Below are 23,275 nucleotides of genomic sequence, written 5' to 3' on the forward strand. Positions count from 1 at the left end.
CTCATTAGGGTGCTTGAGCTACAAAAATTCTATTCAATTATTTTTTCGAAAGTCAGTTTTCCTGATCCTGGGGAGTCACTGATTGGTTCCAAGACCAATTTAGAATCTGTCACTTCAACTATTTTCGCTTTTCTGATTTCTCCTCCACTATTGATAGTCAAGATGTTTTCTGGACTCAATTCCAGTTTTGCTTTCTTTTGAATCATTCGCTGATTTTGGAAATCTGTAAAAAGCAGAGAATCATTCTCTACGAATTTATAAATAGTATTTTCCAGTCTGTTTTTGATTTTAGCCTGCATATCTGCCAAAGCAGTGGGATTTGCACTTCTGAATTGGGGGGAATTTCTAATTCTATCAATCCCGTCAAAATGAACCAGTTGCCATTTTCCAAGAAGCTCTTGCATCTGAATGGGTGAACCCTGGAGGAAAAAAAACAAAATTAAAGCTGGAATATTAATCAAATTCATAACCGCTTACAGGCAATTATTTTGCCAGAAAAATCAAGCCTATTGCACCACCTTCACATTCAAAAATGGAATCCATTCTGAAGCTTGTCTTTCTGCATATAGGGATAAAAAGAAAGATAGTGAAGGCTTAAAAGGATGCATTTTTAAATGCATACCCGCCTGTTCTGGGGTTTTATCTCCCTTGCTGACATTACAGCGATTGCAAGCAGTCACCAAGTTTGTCCAAGATGTTTTCCCTCCTTTGGATCGGGGCATCACATGATCGATTGTGAGGTGTCTTTTGCTACCACAATACTGGCACTCTCCATTATCTCGCCTAAAAAGGTTTACACGATTCAATAAAACTCCACGATAAGGAATGTTTTTATATTCATTGAGACGAATTACCGCAGGATATGAAAAAGTCCGGCTAACGGTTCGGATTTCGAGTAGATCGTAGGTAGAAAGAATATTTGCTTTATCCAATAAAGTAAGAACAATAGCCTTCTGAGCCGATACCACTGCTACCGGAGAATGATCCAAGTTCAATACCAATACTCGTTTATCCATCTTTTTTGAAGACTGATCTCGCAGTAAAAACTACTTCCTCAGACTTTTGGTTTTTTAAATAGGTTTCCCATTCATTCAAATCAGATACTTTCATTTTATTATCCATCCAAAGCACTTCTTCCATCCCCAGGTAAATTCCGAAATGATCCTGATTAGAATATTGATGATGAAAAATAATCAAATCTCCCGGCTTGACATGATTTATGGGAATGATTCTTCCCGGTAAATACACTGAATTCCAAGTATATCCAGCAATTGAGTAAATCAAAGCAAATCCCAGCTGTTCATCAACTCCAAAAATACTCCTCCCTCCTGGCTGCCATGGCGCATTGATGTACTTTAAAGCAATATCTACTAATTGATCTCGGTCGGCTTTGATCGCATGGCTTCTCACTGATCCGGTAAAGCCAATATGGTCCTGCCAATTGAATAATTCCAAATCTGAAAAATGAAGTCTACTTCCCGGCAATAAATACACGTTTGTCCCCATATATTCTATTGCTGCTATGGGGCTGGTGACTATTTGATAGTCTTGATTGAGAAATTTCTGATAATCGAGACTATTGATCTCTTTGATGGATTTGGAAGAGATCCATCCTCCAATTCTTGAGTCCTCATTAAAAATTCGATACCAAGTTCGATCTTCGGTGACTGCCAAAACTTGATAACATTCTCCAAAAAGTAATTGAGTCACCAAAGCCGAGTCTACAGTTGGCTTTCTGTAGACTGGTAAAATCGTTTGTCGGCAAATGCCGAATGCATCATTTAAGGGCCATTCGTTGGAGTTCTCTTTTGGCATCTTTTTCCTTCAGGTCCTGTCTCTTATCATGGACTTTTTTTCCTCTACCCAAGGCGATTTCCATTTTGGCCATCCCTCGGTCATTGATAAATATACGAACCGGAATGATAGTTAGCCCCTTTTCTTGAGACTTAGTTTGCAGTTTCTCGAGTTCTTTTTTGCCCAAAAGCAATTTTCTATCTCTCACAGCATCATGATTATAGCTTGCAGCCATTGAATAGGGAGCAATATGCATTTGACGGACATAAAGCTCGCCGTCCAAGAAAACACAAAAGGATTCAGTCAGAGAAACTTTCCCCTCACGAATGGATTTGATTTCGGTACCTTTTAGGACCATTCCTGCCTTATAGGTATCTATAAACTCAAACTGAAAGCTTGCTTTCTTGTTTTTGATATTGATGATTTTATCAAACTTATTGACTTTAGTAGCCATACTTAAATCTTCATTTTTGCCAAAGGAGTAACATCCATCGATGCAAATTCTCCCTCTTGGTATTTGAAATGTGCAGCCATGGCGATCATCGCTGCATTATCCGTACAATATTCGAATTTTGGAATGTACAGGTTCCATCCTCTCTTTTTCGCTAGATCAGTTAAGGTATCGCGAAGCCCTGAATTAGCCGAAACCCCTCCTGCAATGGCTATTTCCTTAACTCCATACTGTTTCACTGCCAATTTCAATTTGATCAAAAGCATCTCAATCAAGCTATATTGGACAGAGGCACAAAGGTCAGCAATATTTTCTTCATTGAAATTAGGATTGCTTTGAAGCTGTTCCCGAAGAAAATATAAAACCGCTGTTTTTATTCCACTGAAAGAATAATCCAATTCAGGCATTCTTGTTATGGGAAACTGAAACGCCTTTGGATTCCCTTCTTTCGCATATTTATCAATTAAAGGCCCTCCTGGATAAGGCAAACCCAATAACTTGGCAGTTTTATCAAAGGCCTCCCCTACAGCATCGTCTCTAGTCTCGCCAATGACTTCCATTTCTAAAGGACTTTTCACCAAAACCAACTGCGTATGCCCTCCACTGACAGTCAAACAAATGAAAGGAAACTTAGGCTTTGGGTCTTCTATAAAATGAGCCAAAACGTGAGCCTGCATATGGTTCACCTCGATCAAAGGAATCTGAAGAGAATAGGCCAATGATTTGGCAAAACTCACTCCAACCAATAAGGCTCCCATCAAGCCGGGTCCTCGAGTAAAGGCAATTGCACTCAAATCTTCCTTATTCAAACCTGAGGTTGAAAGTGCCTCATAAACAACAGGGACAATATTTTCCTGATGTGCCCTTGATGCTAATTCGGGAACAACACCCCCATATTTTTCGTGGACTGATTGTGTGGCCACAATATTATTAAGTACTTTGCCATTTAAGATAATAGAGGCAGAGGTTTCGTCACACGAGGACTCAATTGCTAGTATAGAAATATCTTTAGTATCCATTGGAAAAGAACGCGAAAGTTACGGAATTTTTACACAAAGCCTTTCGAATACTCCTTTGGGTAATCTTTGGCTTACTTTTGAGCTTCTTAAGTATTGCATTGTTGCTTCAAATGGCGTCGGTTCAAAACTGGGCCATAGATAAAGTAACCAATTATCTCAATAAAGATTCCCAATTCACCACATCAATTGGACATATTGATCTCAATTGGTGGGACGCCCTTTCCCTCAGCAATTTAGAAATCAAAGATCATCATGACAGTACTATGATTGCTGCGCAAAAAGCAATGGTAGACTTTCAACTCGGTTCGTTGATTGGCTCGGGGACTCCCTCACTTGACAATGTAAGATTAGAAGAATCCAATGTTCAGCTAATTACTCATGAAGGTGATAGTACCATGAATATCAATTTGTGGGCGACTGAACTCTCAAAGTTATTTGGCTCTAGCGGAAGTTCAGGGAGTTCTTCCTTTGGAATCGGTCAAATCGAAATACGGAATTCCAAGTTTGCATTAGTGAATTACAATTCCGAACCGATCACTGATGGATTGGACTACAACCGCATGAGGTTTGTCAATTTAGCGGCAAGTGCATCAGATTTTTTAATCGAAGGAAGCGAGATTCAAATCAACATTGGACTATTATCTGGATTAGAATCAGGATCGGGTTTAAATATAAAGGAACTAAAAACAGATTTGACTTTTGCTCCTGAATTTTTGGAGTTTGATAAATTAAATCTGATCACCAACAAAAGTCATATCAAAGATTTCTTGAGATTTGAATATGCCAGTACCTCTTCATTCTCTGATTTTTTGACCAAAGTGGTCATCATAGCGAATATGGAAGAGACGATTTTAAGTTTGGATGATTTAAGATTTTTCGCCCCTACCCTTCCTAATATCAACGATGAAATCATCCTAACAGGAGCTGTAAAAGGTCCGGTTTCGGATTTGAGATCCGAGGAGTTTTTGTTAAGAATTGGCAAGAAAACTGAAATTTTTGGAGCATTCAGATTAGATGGACTTCCTGATATAGAAGACACCTACATCAATCTTTCTCTTCAAAACTCTACATTAAATGCCACAGATCTTGCTCCCTACTTATCAGACAATATTCAGGAAGAGATTTTAAAATTCGGCACTATTAGATTGAATGCCGATTTCGCTGGATACCTAAGCCGATTTGATACGAACGGACAATTCCAAACTAGCATTGGGGATATAGATGGTAGAGTGAATTTCGAACAGAAAAACGGTTCCAACAAGGTAGTTTCCAATGTAACCATCAAAGAATTGGACCTAGGTAAGATTACCAATTCACCAGATGTATTCCAAAAAGTCAGCTTGGAAGGAAATGTGAATCTGGAAGGAAAAAGTCGAGACGACATCTTGATCGGATTGGATGCAGTAATTTCCAAAATTGGAGTCAAAGGATACAATTATTCCAACATTCAAACAGATGCTAATTACGGATTGGATCTTTTTGAGGGACATTTAGCCATCAATGACCCAAACTTGAAACTGAATGGACGTGGAACGATCAATTTGAGAGATACCTCTGAGGCTATCAACATCAATGTTCAACTGGATACAGCTAATCTAACCACGCTTAACCTTTCCGAAAAAGCCACCTTCGTTTCCGGTGAACTTCAAATGGACACTAAAGGAATCAATGTAGATGACTTGACGGGGATCATGAGGGTCAAGGACTTGGCTATTGGGTACGATGGCAGATTTTTGGAAGTAGGTGATTTTTATTTCCAATCCCTTTTTGCCGGAGGAACACGCACGATGTCTCTCAATTCTGATTACTTGGTGGCAGGTGCTTCCGGTCATTTTGCCATTGAACAAATGATGAAAGACTTTCCTGTTCTCTACAATCAGTATTTGGCTATCCTTTTTAAGCAAGAACAACCAGTTGCAGACATTGAGGAATACTTCAATCAAGAATATAAAATCGACCTAAATATTCGACTTTTGGACATTAATCCAATTGTCCAGCTATTTCAACCGGATTATTACATTTCTAAAAACACCTTACTTGAAGGTGCCTTTTACCAAACGGCGGAAAACACAATTTTCAACTTTTTCACTTCTATTGATACCTTGCAATATCAATCCAATGTTGCAAGAGATGTTAATATAGATTTTAACACCTCCAAATTGATCAACAGTGAGGACATTTTGGCTTCTTTTTACATCTTTTCCAAAAACCAAAACCTAGGCACCTCCTTGGAATTTAGCAACTTTGGATTTGAAGCAATTTGGAATAATGACGCACTGAATCTTGACTTTGCCTTGGATCAGGATTCAACTCAAAGTAGTGCCCGAATTAAGGCTGAAGCTCGTTTTTCTCCTGACCAAACAGCACTTTCTTTCGAACCTTCCCAATTGATCGTGTTGGGTAATGAGTGGAAATTTGACCCCGAAAATGAAATTTTGTTACAATCTGAGGGGATTAGTTTCAATAATGTTGTCCTCCAGTCTAAAAAACAAGTCATCGATATTGAAGGGGTTTTAGGCAATGACGCAGAAGATCAGCTTTATGCCACGATCCTAAATGTCAACGCAAACATCTTAAACACCCTAACCCCTCAGGAGTATAATGGTAGGATCAATGGGCAATTAATTCTCTCGAATGCTGAAACCGGAAGTCGAAATATCCGATCTGAAATCAAAGTAGATTCCCTTCAAATCAATGAGATCCCTATCGGCAATCTTTTGGCAAATGCCCATTTGAATGACAGTACTCTTGTATTGAATTTAGAAAATGAATTGAATGGGAAGAAGACCATCAATCTGGGAGGAAACCTATTTTTAGCAGATCAAATATTTGATTTAAATGGAAACCTCAATAATGCCGAAATGGCCATTTTTGAGCCATTCCTTTCCAATTACATATCGAATTTGGGAGGAACCATCTCTGGAAAAATTCAACTAAAAGGTAATGCCAGTAACCCACAGCTGCTTGGCCAGGGAAATTTCAATCAAGGAAGACTACGAGTCAATTACTTAAACACTCCATACCAATTGGATGGTGGGTTTATTTTTGAACCAGGAGAAATTAGTTTCGACAGATTAGTAGCCAAAGATCTCAATGGGAACACCGCTAACCTTTCCGGAGGTCTCAAATATCAGGGCCTTGAAGACATTGTATTGGATATCAATGCTAAGCTGAACAATTTCCAAGTTCTAAACACCTCCAAAAGGGACAATGAAGTATTTTACGGCTTAGCATTCGTAACGGGGACAATTGATATTGTTGGTTCAACTTCAAATTTGGATATTAATGCAAGAGCTACAAGTGAAGCAAATACTCGCATTTACATTCCTTTGAGTAGCAACAATGATCAGGTCAGCGAGGAATACATCCATTTCATCAATATTCAGGATACGGTTCGGATTCAAGAGCTGGCTGATGAAGTCAACCGACTCAATATCGAAAATGTGAGAATGAATTTCGTTCTGGATTTGACCCCAGACGCCTATGCGGAAATCATTATTGACCCTCGAACTGATGAAAAAATCTCTGGTAGAGGACGAGGCGTTTTGACTCTGGGAATTGATACCCAAGGAAACTTCTCCCTCTCTGGATCCTATGAAATCACGCAGGCGACTTATGATTTCTCCCTATACAACGTTCTTAAGAAAGAGTTTCAGGTAGAACCCGGAGGTAGAATCACTTGGTATGGAGATCCCTATCAAGGGGTCATGAACCTGAAAGCAAAATATACCGAATCTGTTTCCGTATCTCCTTTGTTGGCTACAAGCACTACTCAAGATCAGCAAAGTAGCGTGGCAAACAGAAGGTATCCTGTGGATGTCATCATGAATTTGAATGGAGAATTACTTTCTCCAGATATTACTTTCGGATTCGATTTCTCTCAATTCCCGAATAACGGTGATATCCAAACTGCTATTTCTTCTTTCCAATCTCGAATAGCCAATGATGAACAGGAAATGAACAGACAGGTGTTCTCCGTCATCATGACCCGATCTCTTTCACCAGAAGGTCAATTTGCTGGAGTAAATACAATTTCCAGCAGTTTGGGTCAGTTGATATCATCTCAACTCAATTCATTTATTGGACAAATGGATAAGAACTTGGAAGTCAATGTGGATTTAGCATCCCTGGATCAAAACGCATTGGAAACATTCCAATTGAGTGTGGCTTATACATTCTTGGATGGAAGACTAAGGGTATCAAGAGACGGTGGATTTACTGACAATACCGGAAATGCGGATGCAGCTTCTATCATTGGAGATTGGCAAGCCGAATACCTTTTGACAGATGACGGAGTCTATAGAATCCGTATATTCAATCGCAACAATTTTAATACATTTACCTCGCTCTCACTTTCCAAAAATGTGGCGACTTACGGAGTTTCAGTTTCTCAAAACGTCTCCTTTAACTCCTTCTCTGAGCTTTTTGAAAAAATTACCAGAAAGAAACAAAAAGCAGATCCTTTGTACGAAGATTCAGACAATTATCTAAGATATAACCGGGACGGTAGCGAAAACTGGAAACCAATAAATCTAGACAAGATCGAAGAGAGATTGGATTCATTGAAACAAAACAAAGAGCAATTTTTGTATCTAAAAGAGGAAGAAGATTAAACAATTCATCCAGTTTTGAGCTTTTCTCTAAAAGCCTTTTTATGCAAAAAATTTCAATTTTCTGGTTTCGTAGGGATCTCAGATTAGAGGACAATACCGGATTATACTACGCTCTTCAACAAGAAGAAAATATCCTTCCAATTTTCATTTTTGACACGAACATCCTTGATAAATTATCCAATAGGAAGGATGCGAGAGTAGAGTTCATCCTAGATCAATTGAAAAGCCTGAGCAAAGAATTGGAAGAAAAAGGAAGTTCTTTACTCATCAAAATAGGTAAACCCATTGAGGTTTACGAGGAGCTTTTGGGGCAATATAAAATACAGTCTGTCTACACCAATCGCGATTATGAACCCTATGCCAAGGAAAGAGATCAGGCTGTTGAAAAGCTTTTAAAAGAAAAAGGAGCTGATTTTTACACATTCAAAGATCAGATGATTTTTGAACCGGGTGAAGTGTTAAATGGATCTGGAGAATTCTACAAAGTTTTCACCCCTTACAGTCGAGTTTGGAAGGAAAAATTCCAAAATCAGAAAATTGAACTTCTCTCCTATTTCCATTGGAAAAATCTATTTCAGACATCAACTTTTGAGGTACCCAGTCTCGATGATTTAGGATTTGAAAGTACAGAAATCAAAATCCCATCAAAATCTTGGGAGGAAGATCTGATTTCCAAATACAACCAAACCAGAGATTTTCCAGCTCAAAAAGGAACGAGTAGATTGGGGATCCATCTTCGATTTGGAACTATTTCCATCAAAAAATTGGCTTTGGAAACTGCACCCCTCAACGATACTTTCCTAAATGAATTGATCTGGAGAGAGTTCTACATGACTATTTTGGCTTTTTGTCCAGAAGTGGTAGACAAGGCGTTCAAGCCAGCATATGATAGAATCCCTTGGAGAAATAATGAGGAGGATTTTAAGGCTTGGTGTGAAGGAAAAACAGGATATCCTATCGTGGATGCGGGGATGAGAGAACTCAATGCAACTGGTTACATGCACAATCGAGTACGAATGATCGTCGCTTCTTTCTTAACCAAACACTTACTGATCGACTGGAGATGGGGAGAAACCTATTTTGCAGAAAAACTTTTGGATTTTGAACTTGCTTCCAATAATGGCGGTTGGCAATGGGCGGCTGGCACAGGAACAGATGCACAACCTTATTTCCGAGTTTTCAATCCCGAGTCTCAAACTGAGAAATTTGACAAAGAGTTGAAGTATATCAAGAAATGGGTGCCAGAATTAGGCACAAAAGATTACCCAAAACCCATCGTAGATCATAAATTTGCTAGGCAAAGAGCAATTGATACGTACAAACAAGCATTGGATTAATGAATATTGGTGATAAAGTCCGTCTCCTCCACGGTAAAGAAGAAGGAATCATCCGCAAAATTTCAAATAGCGGAAGAATTGAAGTTGAAATTGAGGACGGGTTTATTATCCCAGCCATGAAGTCCGAGGCAGTTGTGATTTCAGAAGCTGAAAAAGCGCACTTTGGAACTATCAGTGAAATCGAGGAAAAAACAGAAACGCCAGTTGCTATTTCTGCCCCCAAAGATCAGGGAATCTATTTGGCATTCGTGCCAATCAATGATCAAAATCTGAGTCTTTATATCATCAATGATAGCCGTCAGGAGTATTTAATTCATGGATCTGAAGTTTTTGGCCCAAATCAGAGAACGCTTTTGGCAGAAACTGTAAAACCAGGTATTGCTAAAAAATTTGATGATCGACTTCTAAAAGAAATGGATCAGTGGCCAAGCTTTCTTCTTCGTTTTTTCCCTGTTCAAAATCGATTGGAAAAAGCTATTCCTCCTTTTGAGCGCCAAATCAAAATAAAAGCAACTCAATTCTTCAAGCATTTGAGCAAAGCTCCATTTTTGAATAAGTCAGCTTATTTGTTCCATATGGAGAATTCTACTCAGGAATTGGACATTCGGGCATTGAATTCGGAATTAGAAAAACTTTCTCCTAAACCAGAGGACACTCCGGTCAAAAAACCGGCAAGAAGTATCGATTTGCATATCGAAGAATTGGTAGAAAATCATTCGAAAATGAGCAATTCTGAGAAATTGAGAATTCAGTTGGAGACTTTTGATAAAAAATTGGACCAAGCTATCCAATCTGGAATGGACGAAATCACCTTCATCCATGGACTAGGAAATGGAGTTCTGCGAAAAGAAATTCACAAGCGCTTGAGTCAAATCGGAAATATTAAGTACTTTCAGGATACGCAGAAAGACCAGTGGGGCTACGGGGCCACCTTGGTAAGAATCTCCTAATTATGCTTGTGAAAATTTCTCCGGTATTTCAGGTTTTCGAACAACAACACTCCGAGGCAAAGGACTTGTTTTTGGTGCTAGGTCGCCAGATCAAATCCAAAAAAGCGATCGAACTCTACCAAAAGCTGAATTTCCTTCAGGTCTATGGAGACTTGCTAGCAAAGGTTCATTTTGAAAAAGAAGGCCTCCAATTTGATTTGTTTTCACCATTTAAAAAACTGGAGAAAAACCTCAAAAAGATCAATCACCTCAAGATTGTAGAAAAAGGAGTCAAACTTAGAGAGACTAACAAAACGCTGACTTTCAATACCTACAGCGCTTATTTAGATAAACATAAAAAGGGGCTTTACAATGAAACCTTTGACATGGTCATTGGTAGTTCGCTAAAGCATTGGGATGAATTCCTTGCGAAATCCCAACATGCCAGCAAAGGAATCAAACCTCTGATGATCAATACCGCGATCAATCAATTGATTCAAGAGGAGCTGGAATTTTTCCAGTTGGAGAAAAGAAAAGGAATGGACAGCAAGGCATTCAAAGATCTTTTCGAAGGTCTGAGAAAAATCATCATGCTCGAAAACCTGTTGCTACACCTAGGCTTTAATTCGATCTTTATTGACCAAATTCATGCTGAAATGGAGTCATTGAAGGAGAACTTGAAAGTTTGGTATGCCAATCATCTAGAGCTACAGTCCCTTACTTATTTTCTAAGTGACAAAGAGCAAGTGGGCAAAAAATATCTGGAATGGGTAAAAGAACTCCATGAAGAAAAGAAAAGCCTGTCTTCCAAAGTTGAAAAACAGGCTCAAAAGTTATTTCAAAAGATTCTGACCTAATTAGATTTTTGAAAGGGCATTTGCCAAATCATTTTTGAGGTCTTCAGCATCTTCAATTCCAACGCTCAATCTGATCAAGGAATCAACCAAACCCACTTTTTCTCTTTCCTCTTTAGGAATACTTGCATGAGTCATGGTAGCCGGGTGTCCGCAAAGTGATTCAACCCCACCCAATGATTCTGCCAAGGCGAAAAGCTTAAAGCTTTCCATCACTTTTACCGCATCTTCCATTTTATTTCCTATCAAGGTAAATGAAATCATCCCTCCATAGTCACGCATTTGCCTTTTGGCAACTTCATGATTCGGATGGTCTTCAAATCCTGGCCAATACACATTGGCTACCTTTGGATGATTTTTCAAATAAGCTGCGATGGTCTTTCCATTCTGAGAATGCCTTTCCATTCTTAGGTGAAGAGTTTTGATTCCTCTTAAAACCAAGAAACAGTCCTGAGGTCCAGGAGTCGCACCACATGCATTTTGGATAAAAACCAACTGCTTTGCTAGCTCATCATCATTGACGATCAAAGCCCCCATTACCACATCAGAATGCCCTCCCAAATATTTGGTTACTGAATGCATCACCAAATCAGCTCCAAGATCCAACGGATTCTGTAGATAAGGGGAAGCAAAGGTATTATCAACTCCAAAAATCAAGTTATGCTTTTTAGAAACTGCGGAAATCGCCTTCAAATCCACAATATTTATCATCGGGTTTGTAGGAGTTTCTGCCCAGATCATCCTGGTATTTTCATTGATTTTTTCCTCCACCGACTTCGGATCAGCCATTGGAACAAAGTGGAATTTGATTCCATATTTCTCAAAGACTTTGGTAAAAAGTCTATACGTTCCACCATACAAATCATTTGTGCTGATGATTTCATCACCCGGATTGAATAATTTGATCACAGCGTCAATTGCTCCCAATCCCGAAGAAAAACAGATTCCATGTTTTCCATTTTCCAAAGCTGCTAAACTATTTTGGAGAGCAGTTCTGGTTGGATTATGAGTTCTAGAATATTCATAGCCCAAATGATCACCTGGTGACTTCTGCACATAGGTAGAAGTTTGGTAAATGGGCGTCATTATCGCTCCAGTTGATGGATCTGGTTCCACCCCTGCATGAATTGCTTTTGTACCGAATTTCATGGAATTAATAATTGATTTGGTCTTATGTGCAGAAGGAAGATCCTAGAAATGAAAACTTCCTTATACTTGCACCCCGGAACATTCCGACGAACAGCCAAATATGACAAAAAAGGGCAGCATTTTCAACTTCTTTCCTGAGTACCTTCATTTGCATCCAATAGCCTCCTTAAGTTGGTTATGGGTGGCTGTTGCCCCGGCAATCGGAAGTCTTTTGGCCTTGAAAAATTACGAACTACTTCTCCAAGTTCAGCCTCAAACCTTTATAGAACACTTACTATTTATTCTCGGTGCAGCACTTGTAATGGGGCTTGCTATTCTACCCACCACCTTCACAGCTTTACTATCAGGATTCGTCTTGGGCTGGATGGGATTATTTGACATCTTGGTGGCTTACACTCTGGCAAACGTGATAGGATATTCTCTGGGAAAAGCCACCAATGCAGATTTTCTTCAAATTTTGACTTTGAAATCACCAAGCCTGCAATCAGAAATTGATCAAAGAAAAGACAATTTGGGAAAGCTGATATTCTTTATTCGAATCAGTCCGATCATTCCCTTTGCCATCTCCAATTTCCTTTTTGCTTCTCTTCAAATCCCTTTGAAAAAAGTCTTGATATATGGAGTTCCCGGAATGCTTCCAAGAACTGTTTTAGCTTTTCTAGCGGGAATACTTGCGAATGATTTTTTGAATGCACGAGAAAACCTCAAGGACCCATTGCAAGTTGGATTTTTGATTTTCTTTTTGGTTTTGAGCGTTTGGGGGATCTGGTATAATTGGAAAAAGGCAGGCAAGGAAAAGTGAATATCACATTCTATTACCTCAACAAATACATTTTTCCGTAGCCTTTCTTAAAGCCTTTATCTCCGGCTGTTGGCCTATGTTCCATAAACTGCCCATTCTGCCTTACTAAAACTCGGTAGATGTAAACGCCATTTGCCAACTGGTCTCCAAATTCATCTTTCCCATCCCAAGCATATTCGGTGATGTTATTCCCGATTTTAACTGGCCCCAATTCATTTTGTAGGATTTCCCGAACCACCTTGCCTGTCACAGTCATGATTTGAATTTTGATCTCATCAGGAACGAAGGCTCCCGTCACGGTAAACACAAATCGAACACTTGTACTAAATGGGTTTGGATAGGGGTAGAAATTGGTGATTTGAGACTCATTGATCACTTCAAAAGTCACCTCATAAGGAGTTGGTGAGTCTTCATTTTGTACCCTCAAAGTATAAATACCATCTTCCAAAGGCCCTGGTTGGAAAGAAACTCTGAAATCTGATTCATCTGAAGCAGGAGTCCAATTCAATTTCGGATCAGAGAAATTCACTCGAGCAAATTCACAGCTTTCGCAGTTTTGTTTCAAGAACAATTCCAATCCCAAAGTATCTGTTTTATATCGGAGCGATTGGTCATTTTTCAGCAAGGCATTGATCAGGACATTTGGAGAAACAATATCTCCATCCATGATATACACTCCATCAAAATTCACATCCAGCAAAGCCTGGGAATCATCTCCCTGAACTACAAAATAAGACTCCAATTCCAATTGGTTATTTCGGAAAGTCTGCTCCATCTGAATTCTAGGATTTGCAAAAATCTCTATGGTATACTCCCCTATATTATCTAAAGAGTTGAAGACGATGGTGTCTTTCAAACTTTCACCACTTTTTAGAGCTGCAAACTTCTTGGTAAAGTTCTGCACTTGTTTACTTGAGACATTGGTAATCTTCCAATCCACTTGTATAGAATCCAAAAAGTCTATGGTAGAAATATTGACAAATTCATAAGCTAAACTTCCTTCTTCTCCTTCAATCAAAGAAACCTGCTCTTTCGAAGAGTTCAAAACCAAAGCACCCTCTGGCACGCCTGAATAATTCACCTGCCATCTTTCCAAATCCGCAGGGGCTGTAGAATTCTCGTCATTCATTGCATAGCGCAGTCGCAAATAAGGATAGGTAGCAGAACTGACAAATGACAGATCTATCTGCTCGGAGCTTTCATTTGCTAAAAGCACATCCTCCTGACCATTTTCTCGAACGCCAATGATATCGAAATAAGTATTTCCTGGCTCTACAATCCAAGGCTTGTCATTGACTGTTTGGAAGAATCTCTCCCAATTACTGGCGGGGCCGATTCGAGGTGTCAGGATCAGCCCATTGGTGATATATCCATCCAATTGAGTATCGAAAGAGAGTGTTTGTTGATTTTCAGGAACCTCCAAATCAGGATTACCGACAATCTCCAATGCATCACCTGGCTTCATTCCTTTTTGTCCATAGAGAATATAAGGATCGCCCGTTTTCAAAGCTCGCAAAGTAACCTCACTCGCTCCAAACTCCTTCAGATATTGGTAAGCAGTCTCTGGCCAGCTATCAAAATTCACATTCCCCACAGAGAAAATAACCACAAAATCACCTTCCTCAACCCCCTCGGTATAATCCTTCAACATGGTATTTGCAGGATTAATTATCCAAGAATTCTGAATGCTTTGGATCAGTTGAGGAGAAACTCCGCAAGATCTTGAATCCAAAATATCAAAACCAGGAACCGGAACAGGCAAATATGGTTGCAAAGTCTTTTGCTGGAAAGTCACCAAACCCAAAGACCCATTCGGACAAAGCCTGCTATTGGCATTGTTCACATTATCAATAATATATGGAATCTGATTAATGTAGAATTGGGTATTTCTGAAACTTAAGGTATCCACTGAGGCTCCAACAGTAAATACCTCCACATCCAAATGGGTTTTCTCATACTCAAAAACTCTCTTGGTATCAATTGGGACCAGATTTTCCAATTGGTTTTTTCCCAATTGTTGGAAAGTTCTCTGAGTCCATCCTTCAGGCCCATTCGGGATATAGGAGAAGCTTGAATTCGTCCAAGCATCTGATTCACCAGCCAAAGGTTCTTGATATTTGGATCGCCAAAAATATGTGACAGAATCCGACCCTGACAACAAATCAACTTCCCAGTGGACTAGACCTTTGGAGGTAATTCTCATTTCCTTTCTATAAGCTGAATTGAAATTCGAAGTCGTATCCAATTGGACTATAATCGCTCTTTCTTGAGCTAACTTTCCTGGAATTTGAGCGATCAGTTCAACCTTTTGATCATCTACGATTCCATAATCTGAAGGAGATAGATTTAAGGTCCCACTCAGAGGTATAAACTCCCGAAGGATCAATTGATTATTGGAATAGGACATTTCCTCCAATTCATGGCTTGGATTGATTTCCAAATAAAAAGTATTCTCTCCCGCTGAATTCAAGCCTGTATTTGGGATGGTAAACTCCAAACTATCCAATCTATTGATGGAAGCAATTCTAACTTCAGGATAAGAAATTTCCTCCCCAGAAGGTAAAACTCTTCTAACCGTATAGCCAAGTGAATCCGAATCAGTAATCCCAATATTATGTAGGACAAAACTCAATTTTAGAGAATCTGAAAGTGCAGAAATCGGCACATCATCAAAACTCGAAATGTCAGCTTCATCCTCCTGAACATAATAATCTGCCTTATCAGCCGGGAACATCCTCAGAGCTGGGTCCCCCATCAGTATCATTTGCTCCATATGAGAAAAACTCAAAGGACTAGTCCCATATTGTTGGATCATGTTTTTCTCAGCTACCCTTTTCACCTCACCGACAGATCTGTAAATCATACTACTATCTGCAAAGGCGGAATTATAAAAAGAGTCTGAATACCTACGCAAATAGATATCCACTCCAATAGCGGAATTGGCCAAAATATTAGAAGCACCCTTTTCGGGAGTGATTACCCAATCTTCACCTTGGGTATAAGCTGTTCCAAATGCCTCCCCATAATCACAACCATTGAAGAGCATCACCGGATACTTTCCTTTGTTTTGGTAATTGATGGTTGGGTCAGATGCAAATCCGATATCAATATCCAAGATAGTAGGGGACCCATGACCAAAAAACGTCACCAAAGAACGACCTTCATTCAAGTCTCCTGTGATATCAATGACCTCAATTACTGAGTTGGATCGTTTTCTATAGGTAGTCACATTTCCTCCCAAATAAGGCCCTTCTGCTATATCCTTGAAGCCATTGAGGAAACCAAAAAAACGGTTCAATTCCAATTCTGAATTCCCTCCACTCAAGTGCAATAATTCCTTTTGCCAAGGATCTGATAACCCGAGCGCGTCTTTTTCCACGGCTTTGAGAAAATAATCTTCTAGCTGTTGAGAGTTTTTAGCCGGAATCCTTCCAACGGCCATTGCTGGGAAATCGGGAGATTCTGGATCCAGATTCAAAACGAACTGATTGTCCGAGAAAGGATAACCACCTACAGGAACCAAATCGTGAATATTAAAAACAGAAGGATTTTTCCTGTAATAATAATTCACCCCACCCGACCTAGCTGTAGCATAAATAGCTAATCCACGACCAGCCAAAAGCATATGCGTTGGATGATGAACCGGATAATATGTTCTTAAAAACTCATACAAAGCTGTCGGTGATCTTTCGCCGTATCCAAACTGATCATAGATATCTTCCATGATCAAGGTCAAGGTATCAAATCCTCCTCCTACTGAAGAAGCACGATGCTCTGCATAGGATTTTAATGGGTTCTCAAATTGTGCGGATGTTAATTCCAAAGCTTTGCTCCCGACCAAAATAAAATCGGCTGCCTGAGAAAGATAGTCTCTGAATTGAACTCTTTTAATCTCAGAAACCTGGATGATTGAGCTTTCATTTTCAACATACACTTTACTTTCTCCTCCAGAAACTGAAGCCATAAATGCCAGATTACCTCCACCTTGATCCAATTGGACCTGAATAGGATTTCTATAATCTGTTATTTCCAATGCGGCATATTCGCCAGAGATATTTCCAAGACTCAAGCGCTGATTTCCGGCAGGAACGATAAATAACTCCGAATCAAAGTCTCCATTTGCTTTAGCCTTTTGATAGTGGATTTTCGCATAAGTTACAGAAACGTTATCGGCACTTTCTGTCCCATTGGGATTGATACCAATAATGATACTTCCATCAGAATTGAAATCCGTGGAAGAAAGTGGAATCCTGACTTGATCACTGTCGAATAGAGAAAAAGTAGAAACGTAAATCTGTCTCAAACTGGAACTATTAGCTCCTGCTAAAATCCGAACCCGATGTTGGTTGTAGGATCTTCCTGTTAATCCTATTTCTAAATAGGCCTCCCCACCATTAGCAGGGGTTCCTAGGTTTTCAAAAAGTAATTGTCTGGTTGCTCCCTTTGAAACAATCGAGCTCATCCATCCCTGACCTGTATCATAATTGGAGGTTCGAAATCCTAGCGTATAATAAATCCCCAACGAATACTGTTCGCTGAATACCTGCAACTCTTCAGATTGATAGTTCTGGATTTGAGGGAGATTACTTGCGGGGGCATTTCTCAAAGCCATCCTTTTCCCCGGGCTACTCGAAACAGTCAGGAAGAAAGCCGTTGAATCTGAATGGGTATTAAAATATGGATTGGGAAGCGGACGAATATCCCGATATAATAGTGTGTCAAGTGTCCCGTCATTTCTCAATCCGTAGAAATCAATAAAATCTCCTGAATCAAAACTTCCGTCTTGCTCTCCTACGACATGTATAGCCACTTCTTGACCTCGATGGAATAAGCGAAAGTTCCGAGGATCAATAGAATCCGTATTCAATCCAGCGCTTTGCAAAGCTTCTGGACTGACTCTATGAATTCCATCGGATGCTGTGGGAATTTTATAATAAACTTGGTCATATGAATACCAAGGACTCTGCTGGGCAAAAACTCCAACAGAAGAAAAAAGAAGGATTATGAGTAAAGCTGCTTTTCTCATTTCGTCCAACCTTTAAATTTTCGAAAATCTTCTTCCAATTTTTCTAAAGAAACTTTTACTGAAAAAATATGAGAATAAGGCGTATCTGACACATTTCCTATGTCAGAGAGTGCATAATCAATTTGAATTTTCTCATTGATGAAAATTCCCAGTCCAGCACTAGGCATCATATTTAGCGACTCTTTTCCCTGGAAATCCTTGATGTATTGAAAATTGCTCATGCCCCCACGAAGGAAAGCTGTCTTTTTGAACCCCAATTCTAAACCGAATTTGGGATCCACGCTAAGTGTGGAAGTTGAAATCAGGGTATTTCTTTCTCCATCAAAGGTCATATCCAAATCCAAAGCCGTCAAAAGACTAAAATTTTCGCCCAGTCCAAAACTATAAGTCACGCTACTAATCGCTCTAGGAAGTGTGATTTCAACTGAATTTACCGGGATTTCATTATTCGTTTGAGAATAGATGTCTCTGACTAATTCGGCATTGTGCGCCCAAGCATTGAAGGTGGTCGTGATATCGCGCAGCATCAAGCCAACCGTTAGCTTTTCTTTCACATATATTCCTCCCAGATCCAATCCAAAGCCCCAGGCCGAAGCAAACTTTCCAACATTCCTATGGATCACCTTTGCATTGGCCCCTACTTTAAAATGATCAGAAATGTCTCTTGCATAAGTCAGAAGCAAAGCATAATCAGCAGCATTGAAAAACTGGATATTGTTATAGTTCAGAGCTCCATTGGCATCATAAAGAAATCGGGTATCTGGTATGTCATCAACTCCAAATCGAATCAAGGAAACCGCGATCTGACTTTCTCCTTTTAAAGGAGTGGTAAAAGCTAAATAATCGTATTGGGCAATTCCTGCGAAGTATTCGGCATGCATCAGCATTCCCTCATATTTATGTTGCACGCCCATCAAGCCTGCCGGATTCCAATAGGCCGAAGTGACATCTCGGGCAGCAGACACCTGAGCGCCTCCCATTCCCAAAGCTCTTGCACCTACTCCAATACTTAAAAACTCATTGGAATACTTAGGAGTCAAATCCTGACTTTGCGCATTTTTCACCTGACAGAAAAAAGTCAGGAAAAGACAGCAAAAAAATATTTGGTAGCAAGAATGGGCTTTCACAAGTCCAAAATAACCAATTTCTTTTTACCTGTGGAAAGAGGGAAAAATTAAACTGACTTTTACAAAAACATGTACGCCATCGGACACAATTATGTACGCATTTTTAACATTAATTTAAAATTGAAATTGTAACATTTATTTTTTCAAATTTTTCCGAAACAATTTCCAATTTCAGCAACCCCCTCCCATTGTCTTTAAACCAACATTTTTTAGAATTATACTATACCTAGCTCATATTTATCGCAAGGAATTAGGTTATACAAGGTAGCTTGGAAAAGATTGGTATCATTTTTCTTTTGAAAGATGACAGTGGGAAAGATTCCCAAATGAAATTAACCACGAATCATGAACGTCGCCAACACACAAATTCAAATGCGAAAAGGACTTCTGGAGTTCTGTGTTTTGCACATAATATCCAGAGGCGAGGTCTACACTTCAGACCTGATCGAAGAGCTAACACAAGCTCAAATGATCGTAGTAGAAGGAACGCTCTATCCCCTACTCAATCGGCTCAAATCTGCTGCCTTGGTAGAATATCGCTGGGTGGAATCCGAATCCGGACCTCCTAGAAAATACTACTCCATCACCGAAGATGGGAAATCCTTTCTCGGAACTCTTTCCGAAACCTGGGCTTCCCTGGTCAATTCAACCACAGAAATCACCTCAAAGAATTGAAAATCGAATCGAGCAGTATTTCGCCTAAGCGAACGTCGATGACAAACTGAAATGACAATGAAAAAGACCATAAGCATCAATATCAGTGGAATCCTTTTCCACATCGAGGAAGACGGTTACGACACACTCCGAAAGTACCTGGATGCCATCAATAAGCATTTTTCTTCCTATAAAGACAATCAAGAGATCATCTCTGATATAGAAAACCGAATTGCTGAGATCTTCCTGAGCAATTTGAAGAACAACAAGCAGGTGATTTCTGCAGAAAATGTCGATAAGCTCATTGAAAAAATGGGGACTATCGCAGACTTCGTTTCTGTAGAAGAAACCTTGGTAGATGATCCAGAAGAAGAAACTCAAGCTAAAAATGAGGATTTCTACAAATATGTGACTCCTCCGGATTCTGAGAAACGAGGCTATAAAAAACTCATGCGAAATGAGCCAAGAAAGATTCTTGGTGGTGTTTGCGCTGGTTTGGCTAATTACTTTTCCATCGATCCTCTTTGGACAAGATTAATCGCCATCCTTTTATTATTCTCTGGCAATCTGAATTTCCATTTCGATGTATTTGACATTTTCCCTTGGGACAATTTCCGTTTCAATTTGGGTCTTGGATTCTTTGCGATCGTCGCTTACATCGTGATGTGGATCATCCTACCTGTTTCCTATGATGTAGAGGAAGATAAGGACATCAAGAAATTGTACAGAAACCCTGATGATAAAGCCTTAGGTGGTGTGGCCAGTGGATTGGCTGCCTACTTCGGAATCGAAGTTATTTGGACTCGTTTAGCTTTTGTTGCATTGACACTTGCTGGTGGATCTGGTGTTTTGATTTATTTAATACTTTGGATAATCACTCCTGTGGCTACATCCATTACAGAAAGAATCCGAATGAAGGGTGGAGAAATCACTTTGGATAATATTGATTCCACTTTGAAAGAGAACCTAAACCCAGATCCTGCAAAACCAGAGTCTCAGACTAGAAAAATCTTAATGGCTCCTTTCCGTGTATTGGGACAAGTAATTGAAGCAATTGGGAAAGCATTAGGACCATTGGGAGTATTTCTTATCTCAGTGTTTAGGGTCATTTTCGGATTGATCATCTTCTTGATTGGGATGGTGCTGACTATCGCTCCTATGGCAACATTGGCCGTTTATTTGGGCTTTTTCACCACCGATGATTATCAGGCTTTAATGGACAATTTCCCAATTGAGCTTTTCTCTAACATCGTTCCTATCTGGTTGGCAGTCGGAGCAAGCTTATTGTTGATCATTCCTGGAATCATTATTCTAATGCTTGGATTGAGTGTATTGAGCAAAAAGAACCTGGTTGGAAATAGATTCGGATTGGTAGCATTCGCAGTTTGGTTGCTATGTATCGGTATCTGCGCGTTCCAAATCCCAAGAATTGTCGCTCAATTCAAAGAGGAAAATTGGCATAAAACAACTGAGATCCTTGCGCCAACTGGAGACGTAATGATATTAAGATTAAACCCTGTTGGAGACGAAGCGTCATTTAACCACGTGAGTTTAAAATTGGAAGGAACTTCTGACTCAACCGTAGTTTTGGAAAAAGACTTCTTCTCCAGAGGTAAAACAAAAGCTGAAGCTCTGAACAATGCACAGAAGTTTGACTACTCAGTATCTGTCATGGATTCTGTGATGACTTTCGATGAAGGATTTGATATCAGTAATCTGGACATGTTCCGTGATCAGAAATTGAATTTGATCTTGAAAGTACCATATGAAAAGCCATTCATTATGGAGAGATCCCTTTTGGAAATTATCCGAAATACTATCTACAGAAATGGCTACAGATCTTCTGACGTCAACTCTTCTACTGTTTGGACATTCAATGAAGCTGGATTGGTTTGCCTGACTTGCAAAACAGATTCGGATGAAAACGATGAATTGGATGAAGAAGAAAGAATGGCCAATGAAGAGATGGAAAAACAAAATCGAGAGACTTTAGATAGTTTATCCAGGGTCAAGTTCAGACAAGAACCTGATAGCATCGACTAAAAATTCAAGAGGCCTCCAAATGGAAGCCTCTTTTTTTGTAACTTCTGGCAAAACAATAGACCATGGATGTTACTGTAAAATTTTTAGGTGGAGCAGGCAGTGTTACCGGTTCCAAGTATTTGATTGATTTAGGAGAATTCGAATTCTTAGTGGATTGTGGTCTTTTCCAGGGACCCCGTGACCTGAGAGAGCGCAACTGGGATAAATTCCCCATGCCAGTGGATGAAATGGAAGCGATCGTGATCACACATGCCCATTTGGACCATATTGGATACCTACCTCGACTTGTAAAACAAGGATTTCGAGGCCCGATCTATTGTACGGAACCTAGTGCAGAATTGGCAAAGATTCTTTTAATGGATTCCGGTAAGCTTCAGGAAGAAGAAGCAGAATATGCAAAAAAGAAGGGATACTCCAGACATGATGACCCGCAGCCGCTATATACAATGGAAGATGCTGAGGCAGTCTTTCCTCTTTTGGTTCCGCAACCTTTTGAAACTCCCTTTCAAATCCACCCCAATATTACTGTCACCTATTACTATGCAGGCCATATCTTAGGAGCAGCTATCACCAAAATCAATATCAAAGGTGATCAACAAGAAAAAAAACTAGTGTTTTCGGGTGATTTGGGAAGGTTTCATGATCCCGTTTTATATCCGCCAACCTTAATTCCCCGGGCAGACATCCTGTGGATTGAGTCCACTTATGGAGACCGAATATCTCCTCCAACGAAGCCAGAAGATGAATTGCAAAAAGCGATTTTGGATGTCTTTGACCGAGATGGCTTGGTGATTATTCCATCTTTCGCTGTGGGCAGGACTCAGCTGATTATGTATTACCTATTTCAATTGATGCAGAAAGGAAAAATTCCAAAAGTCCCTATCTTCCTGGATTCTCCGATGGCTATCAATGCGACTAAGATTTATTTGGACTATGCAAAAGACCATCAGTTATCTGCGGTCTTAGAGGAACAGGATCAGCACCCATTCAACCATAGTCAATTGCATTATTTCCAAAAGCAAGAACAATCCAAATCACTGAATGAATATAGAGGTCGTGCTATCATCATTTCAGCTTCTGGAATGGCAACTGGTGGAAGGGTTCTTCATCATTTGTTTCATCATTTACCTCAGGAGAAAAACGGAGTTATTTTCGTCGGCTATCAAGCTGAAGGAACCCGTGGAAGAAGATTGATAGAAGGAGAACCAAATGTTAGAATCTATGGATTGGAGGTTCCGGTAAAAGCAAAAATCTATCAAATTGATGGGCTTTCAGCACATGCAGATCAGTCTGAGTTGATGGAATGGGTAGATGGATTCTGTGAAAAGCCCAAAAAGACATTTATCATCCATGGAGAAGGAAAAGGAGCTGAAGTCCTAGCCCAAAAACTTCATGAAGAATATGGGTGGAATACGGTAATCCCGCATTATTTGGAATCATTTGTGTTATTTGAAGGTATCTAAACCAATTCTTTCAA

The 23,275-nt window shown here is 39.6% G+C and carries 16 protein-coding genes; 8 read left to right on the top strand and 8 right to left on the bottom strand.

The genetic code is table 11. The features are described from left to right. Positions 1-29: 29 nt before the first annotated feature. The 5 genes from BUF13_RS12180 to tsaD all read right to left on the bottom strand — a co-directional run bounded on the left by BUF13_RS12180 (position 30) and on the right by tsaD (position 3,264). Entirely contained in the window at positions 30-404 is a 375-nt protein-coding gene (locus BUF13_RS12180; protein WP_134204450.1) for a hypothetical protein, read from the bottom strand. A gap of 102 nt (positions 405-506) precedes the next feature. Beyond that, positions 507-1,016, bottom strand: a complete 510-nt coding sequence (locus tag BUF13_RS12185; RefSeq protein ID WP_073572076.1) for an HNH endonuclease — start codon at positions 1,014-1,016, stop codon at positions 507-509. Next, a complete protein-coding gene (locus tag BUF13_RS12190) occupies positions 1,009-1,815 on the bottom strand; it encodes an NlpC/P60 family protein (RefSeq protein ID WP_073572077.1) in 807 nt (268 codons plus the stop codon). The genes BUF13_RS12185 and BUF13_RS12190 overlap by 8 nt, the downstream gene beginning before the upstream one ends. Next, positions 1,778-2,248 carry an SsrA-binding protein gene (smpB, locus tag BUF13_RS12195; RefSeq protein WP_073572078.1) on the bottom strand — a complete coding sequence of 157 codons (471 nt, stop codon included), beginning with the start codon at positions 2,246-2,248 and terminating at the stop codon, positions 1,778-1,780. Before smpB ends, BUF13_RS12190 begins: the two co-directional genes overlap by 38 nt. Before the next feature lie 2 nt (positions 2,249-2,250). Further along, positions 2,251-3,264: a tRNA (adenosine(37)-N6)-threonylcarbamoyltransferase complex transferase subunit TsaD gene (gene tsaD, locus BUF13_RS12200; protein ID WP_073572079.1), complete on the bottom strand. Its 1,014-nt coding sequence runs from the start codon at positions 3,262-3,264 to the stop codon at positions 2,251-2,253. Positions 3,265-3,341: 77 nt separating this feature from the next. Between tsaD and BUF13_RS12205 the strand changes: the two genes are divergently transcribed. From BUF13_RS12205 to BUF13_RS12220, 4 genes are read left to right on the top strand one after another with little or no spacing between them, the layout of a single operon-like run. After that, complete coding sequence (locus tag BUF13_RS12205; protein ID WP_134204452.1) at positions 3,342-7,877, top strand: translocation/assembly module TamB domain-containing protein; 4,536 nt, start codon at positions 3,342-3,344, stop codon at positions 7,875-7,877. A gap of 41 nt (positions 7,878-7,918) precedes the next feature. Beyond that, positions 7,919-9,214 (top strand): cryptochrome/photolyase family protein, encoded by a 1,296-nt coding sequence (locus BUF13_RS12210; RefSeq protein WP_073572081.1) that lies wholly within the window; start codon positions 7,919-7,921, stop codon positions 9,212-9,214. Further along, positions 9,214-10,164 (top strand): Smr/MutS family protein, encoded by a 951-nt coding sequence (locus tag BUF13_RS12215; RefSeq protein ID WP_073572082.1) that lies wholly within the window; start codon positions 9,214-9,216, stop codon positions 10,162-10,164. Before BUF13_RS12210 ends, BUF13_RS12215 begins: the two co-directional genes overlap by 1 nt. Before the next feature lie 2 nt (positions 10,165-10,166). Next, positions 10,167-11,000 carry a hypothetical protein gene (locus BUF13_RS12220; protein ID WP_073572083.1) on the top strand — a complete coding sequence of 278 codons (834 nt, stop codon included), beginning with the start codon at positions 10,167-10,169 and terminating at the stop codon, positions 10,998-11,000. Here the strand turns inward: BUF13_RS12220 and BUF13_RS12225 are convergent, their stop codons facing one another. Continuing rightward, positions 11,001-12,158 (bottom strand): cystathionine gamma-synthase, encoded by a 1,158-nt coding sequence (locus BUF13_RS12225; RefSeq protein WP_262710378.1) that lies wholly within the window; start codon positions 12,156-12,158, stop codon positions 11,001-11,003. A gap of 88 nt (positions 12,159-12,246) precedes the next feature. On the opposite strand from BUF13_RS12225, the gene BUF13_RS12230 reads away from it, so the two are divergent. Continuing rightward, a complete protein-coding gene (locus BUF13_RS12230; RefSeq protein WP_073572085.1) occupies positions 12,247-12,948 on the top strand; it encodes a TVP38/TMEM64 family protein in 702 nt (233 codons plus the stop codon). 13 nt (positions 12,949-12,961) lie between these two features. On the opposite strand, the gene porU2 is transcribed toward BUF13_RS12230, so the two are convergent. Both porU2 and BUF13_RS12240 read right to left on the bottom strand, forming a co-directional pair. Next, positions 12,962-17,974, bottom strand: a complete 5,013-nt coding sequence (porU2, locus tag BUF13_RS12235; protein WP_073572086.1) for a putative type IX secretion system sortase PorU2 — start codon at positions 17,972-17,974, stop codon at positions 12,962-12,964. Beyond that, positions 17,971-19,077: a putative type IX sorting system protein PorV2 gene (locus BUF13_RS12240; protein WP_073572459.1), complete on the bottom strand. Its 1,107-nt coding sequence runs from the start codon at positions 19,075-19,077 to the stop codon at positions 17,971-17,973. Before BUF13_RS12240 ends, porU2 begins: the two co-directional genes overlap by 4 nt. Positions 19,078-19,446: 369 nt before the next feature. Here BUF13_RS12240 and BUF13_RS12245 point away from each other — a divergent pair, with 369 nt between their 5' ends. The 3 genes from BUF13_RS12245 (at position 19,447) to BUF13_RS12255 (ending at position 23,261) form a co-directional block, all read left to right on the top strand. Then, positions 19,447-19,776: a PadR family transcriptional regulator gene (locus BUF13_RS12245; RefSeq protein ID WP_073572087.1), complete on the top strand. Its 330-nt coding sequence runs from the start codon at positions 19,447-19,449 to the stop codon at positions 19,774-19,776. A gap of 57 nt (positions 19,777-19,833) precedes the next feature. After that, positions 19,834-21,798 (top strand): PspC domain-containing protein, encoded by a 1,965-nt coding sequence (locus BUF13_RS12250; protein ID WP_073572088.1) that lies wholly within the window; start codon positions 19,834-19,836, stop codon positions 21,796-21,798. Between the two features lie 62 nt (positions 21,799-21,860). Further along, on the top strand, positions 21,861-23,261 hold the full coding sequence (locus tag BUF13_RS12255; protein WP_073572089.1) for an MBL fold metallo-hydrolase RNA specificity domain-containing protein: 1,401 nt from the start codon (positions 21,861-21,863) through the stop codon (positions 23,259-23,261). The last annotated feature ends 14 nt before the right edge of the window (positions 23,262-23,275 follow it).

The sequence above is a fragment of the Algoriphagus zhangzhouensis genome (genome assembly GCF_900148515.1).
Lineage (GTDB): Bacteria > Bacteroidota > Bacteroidia > Cytophagales > Cyclobacteriaceae > Algoriphagus > Algoriphagus zhangzhouensis.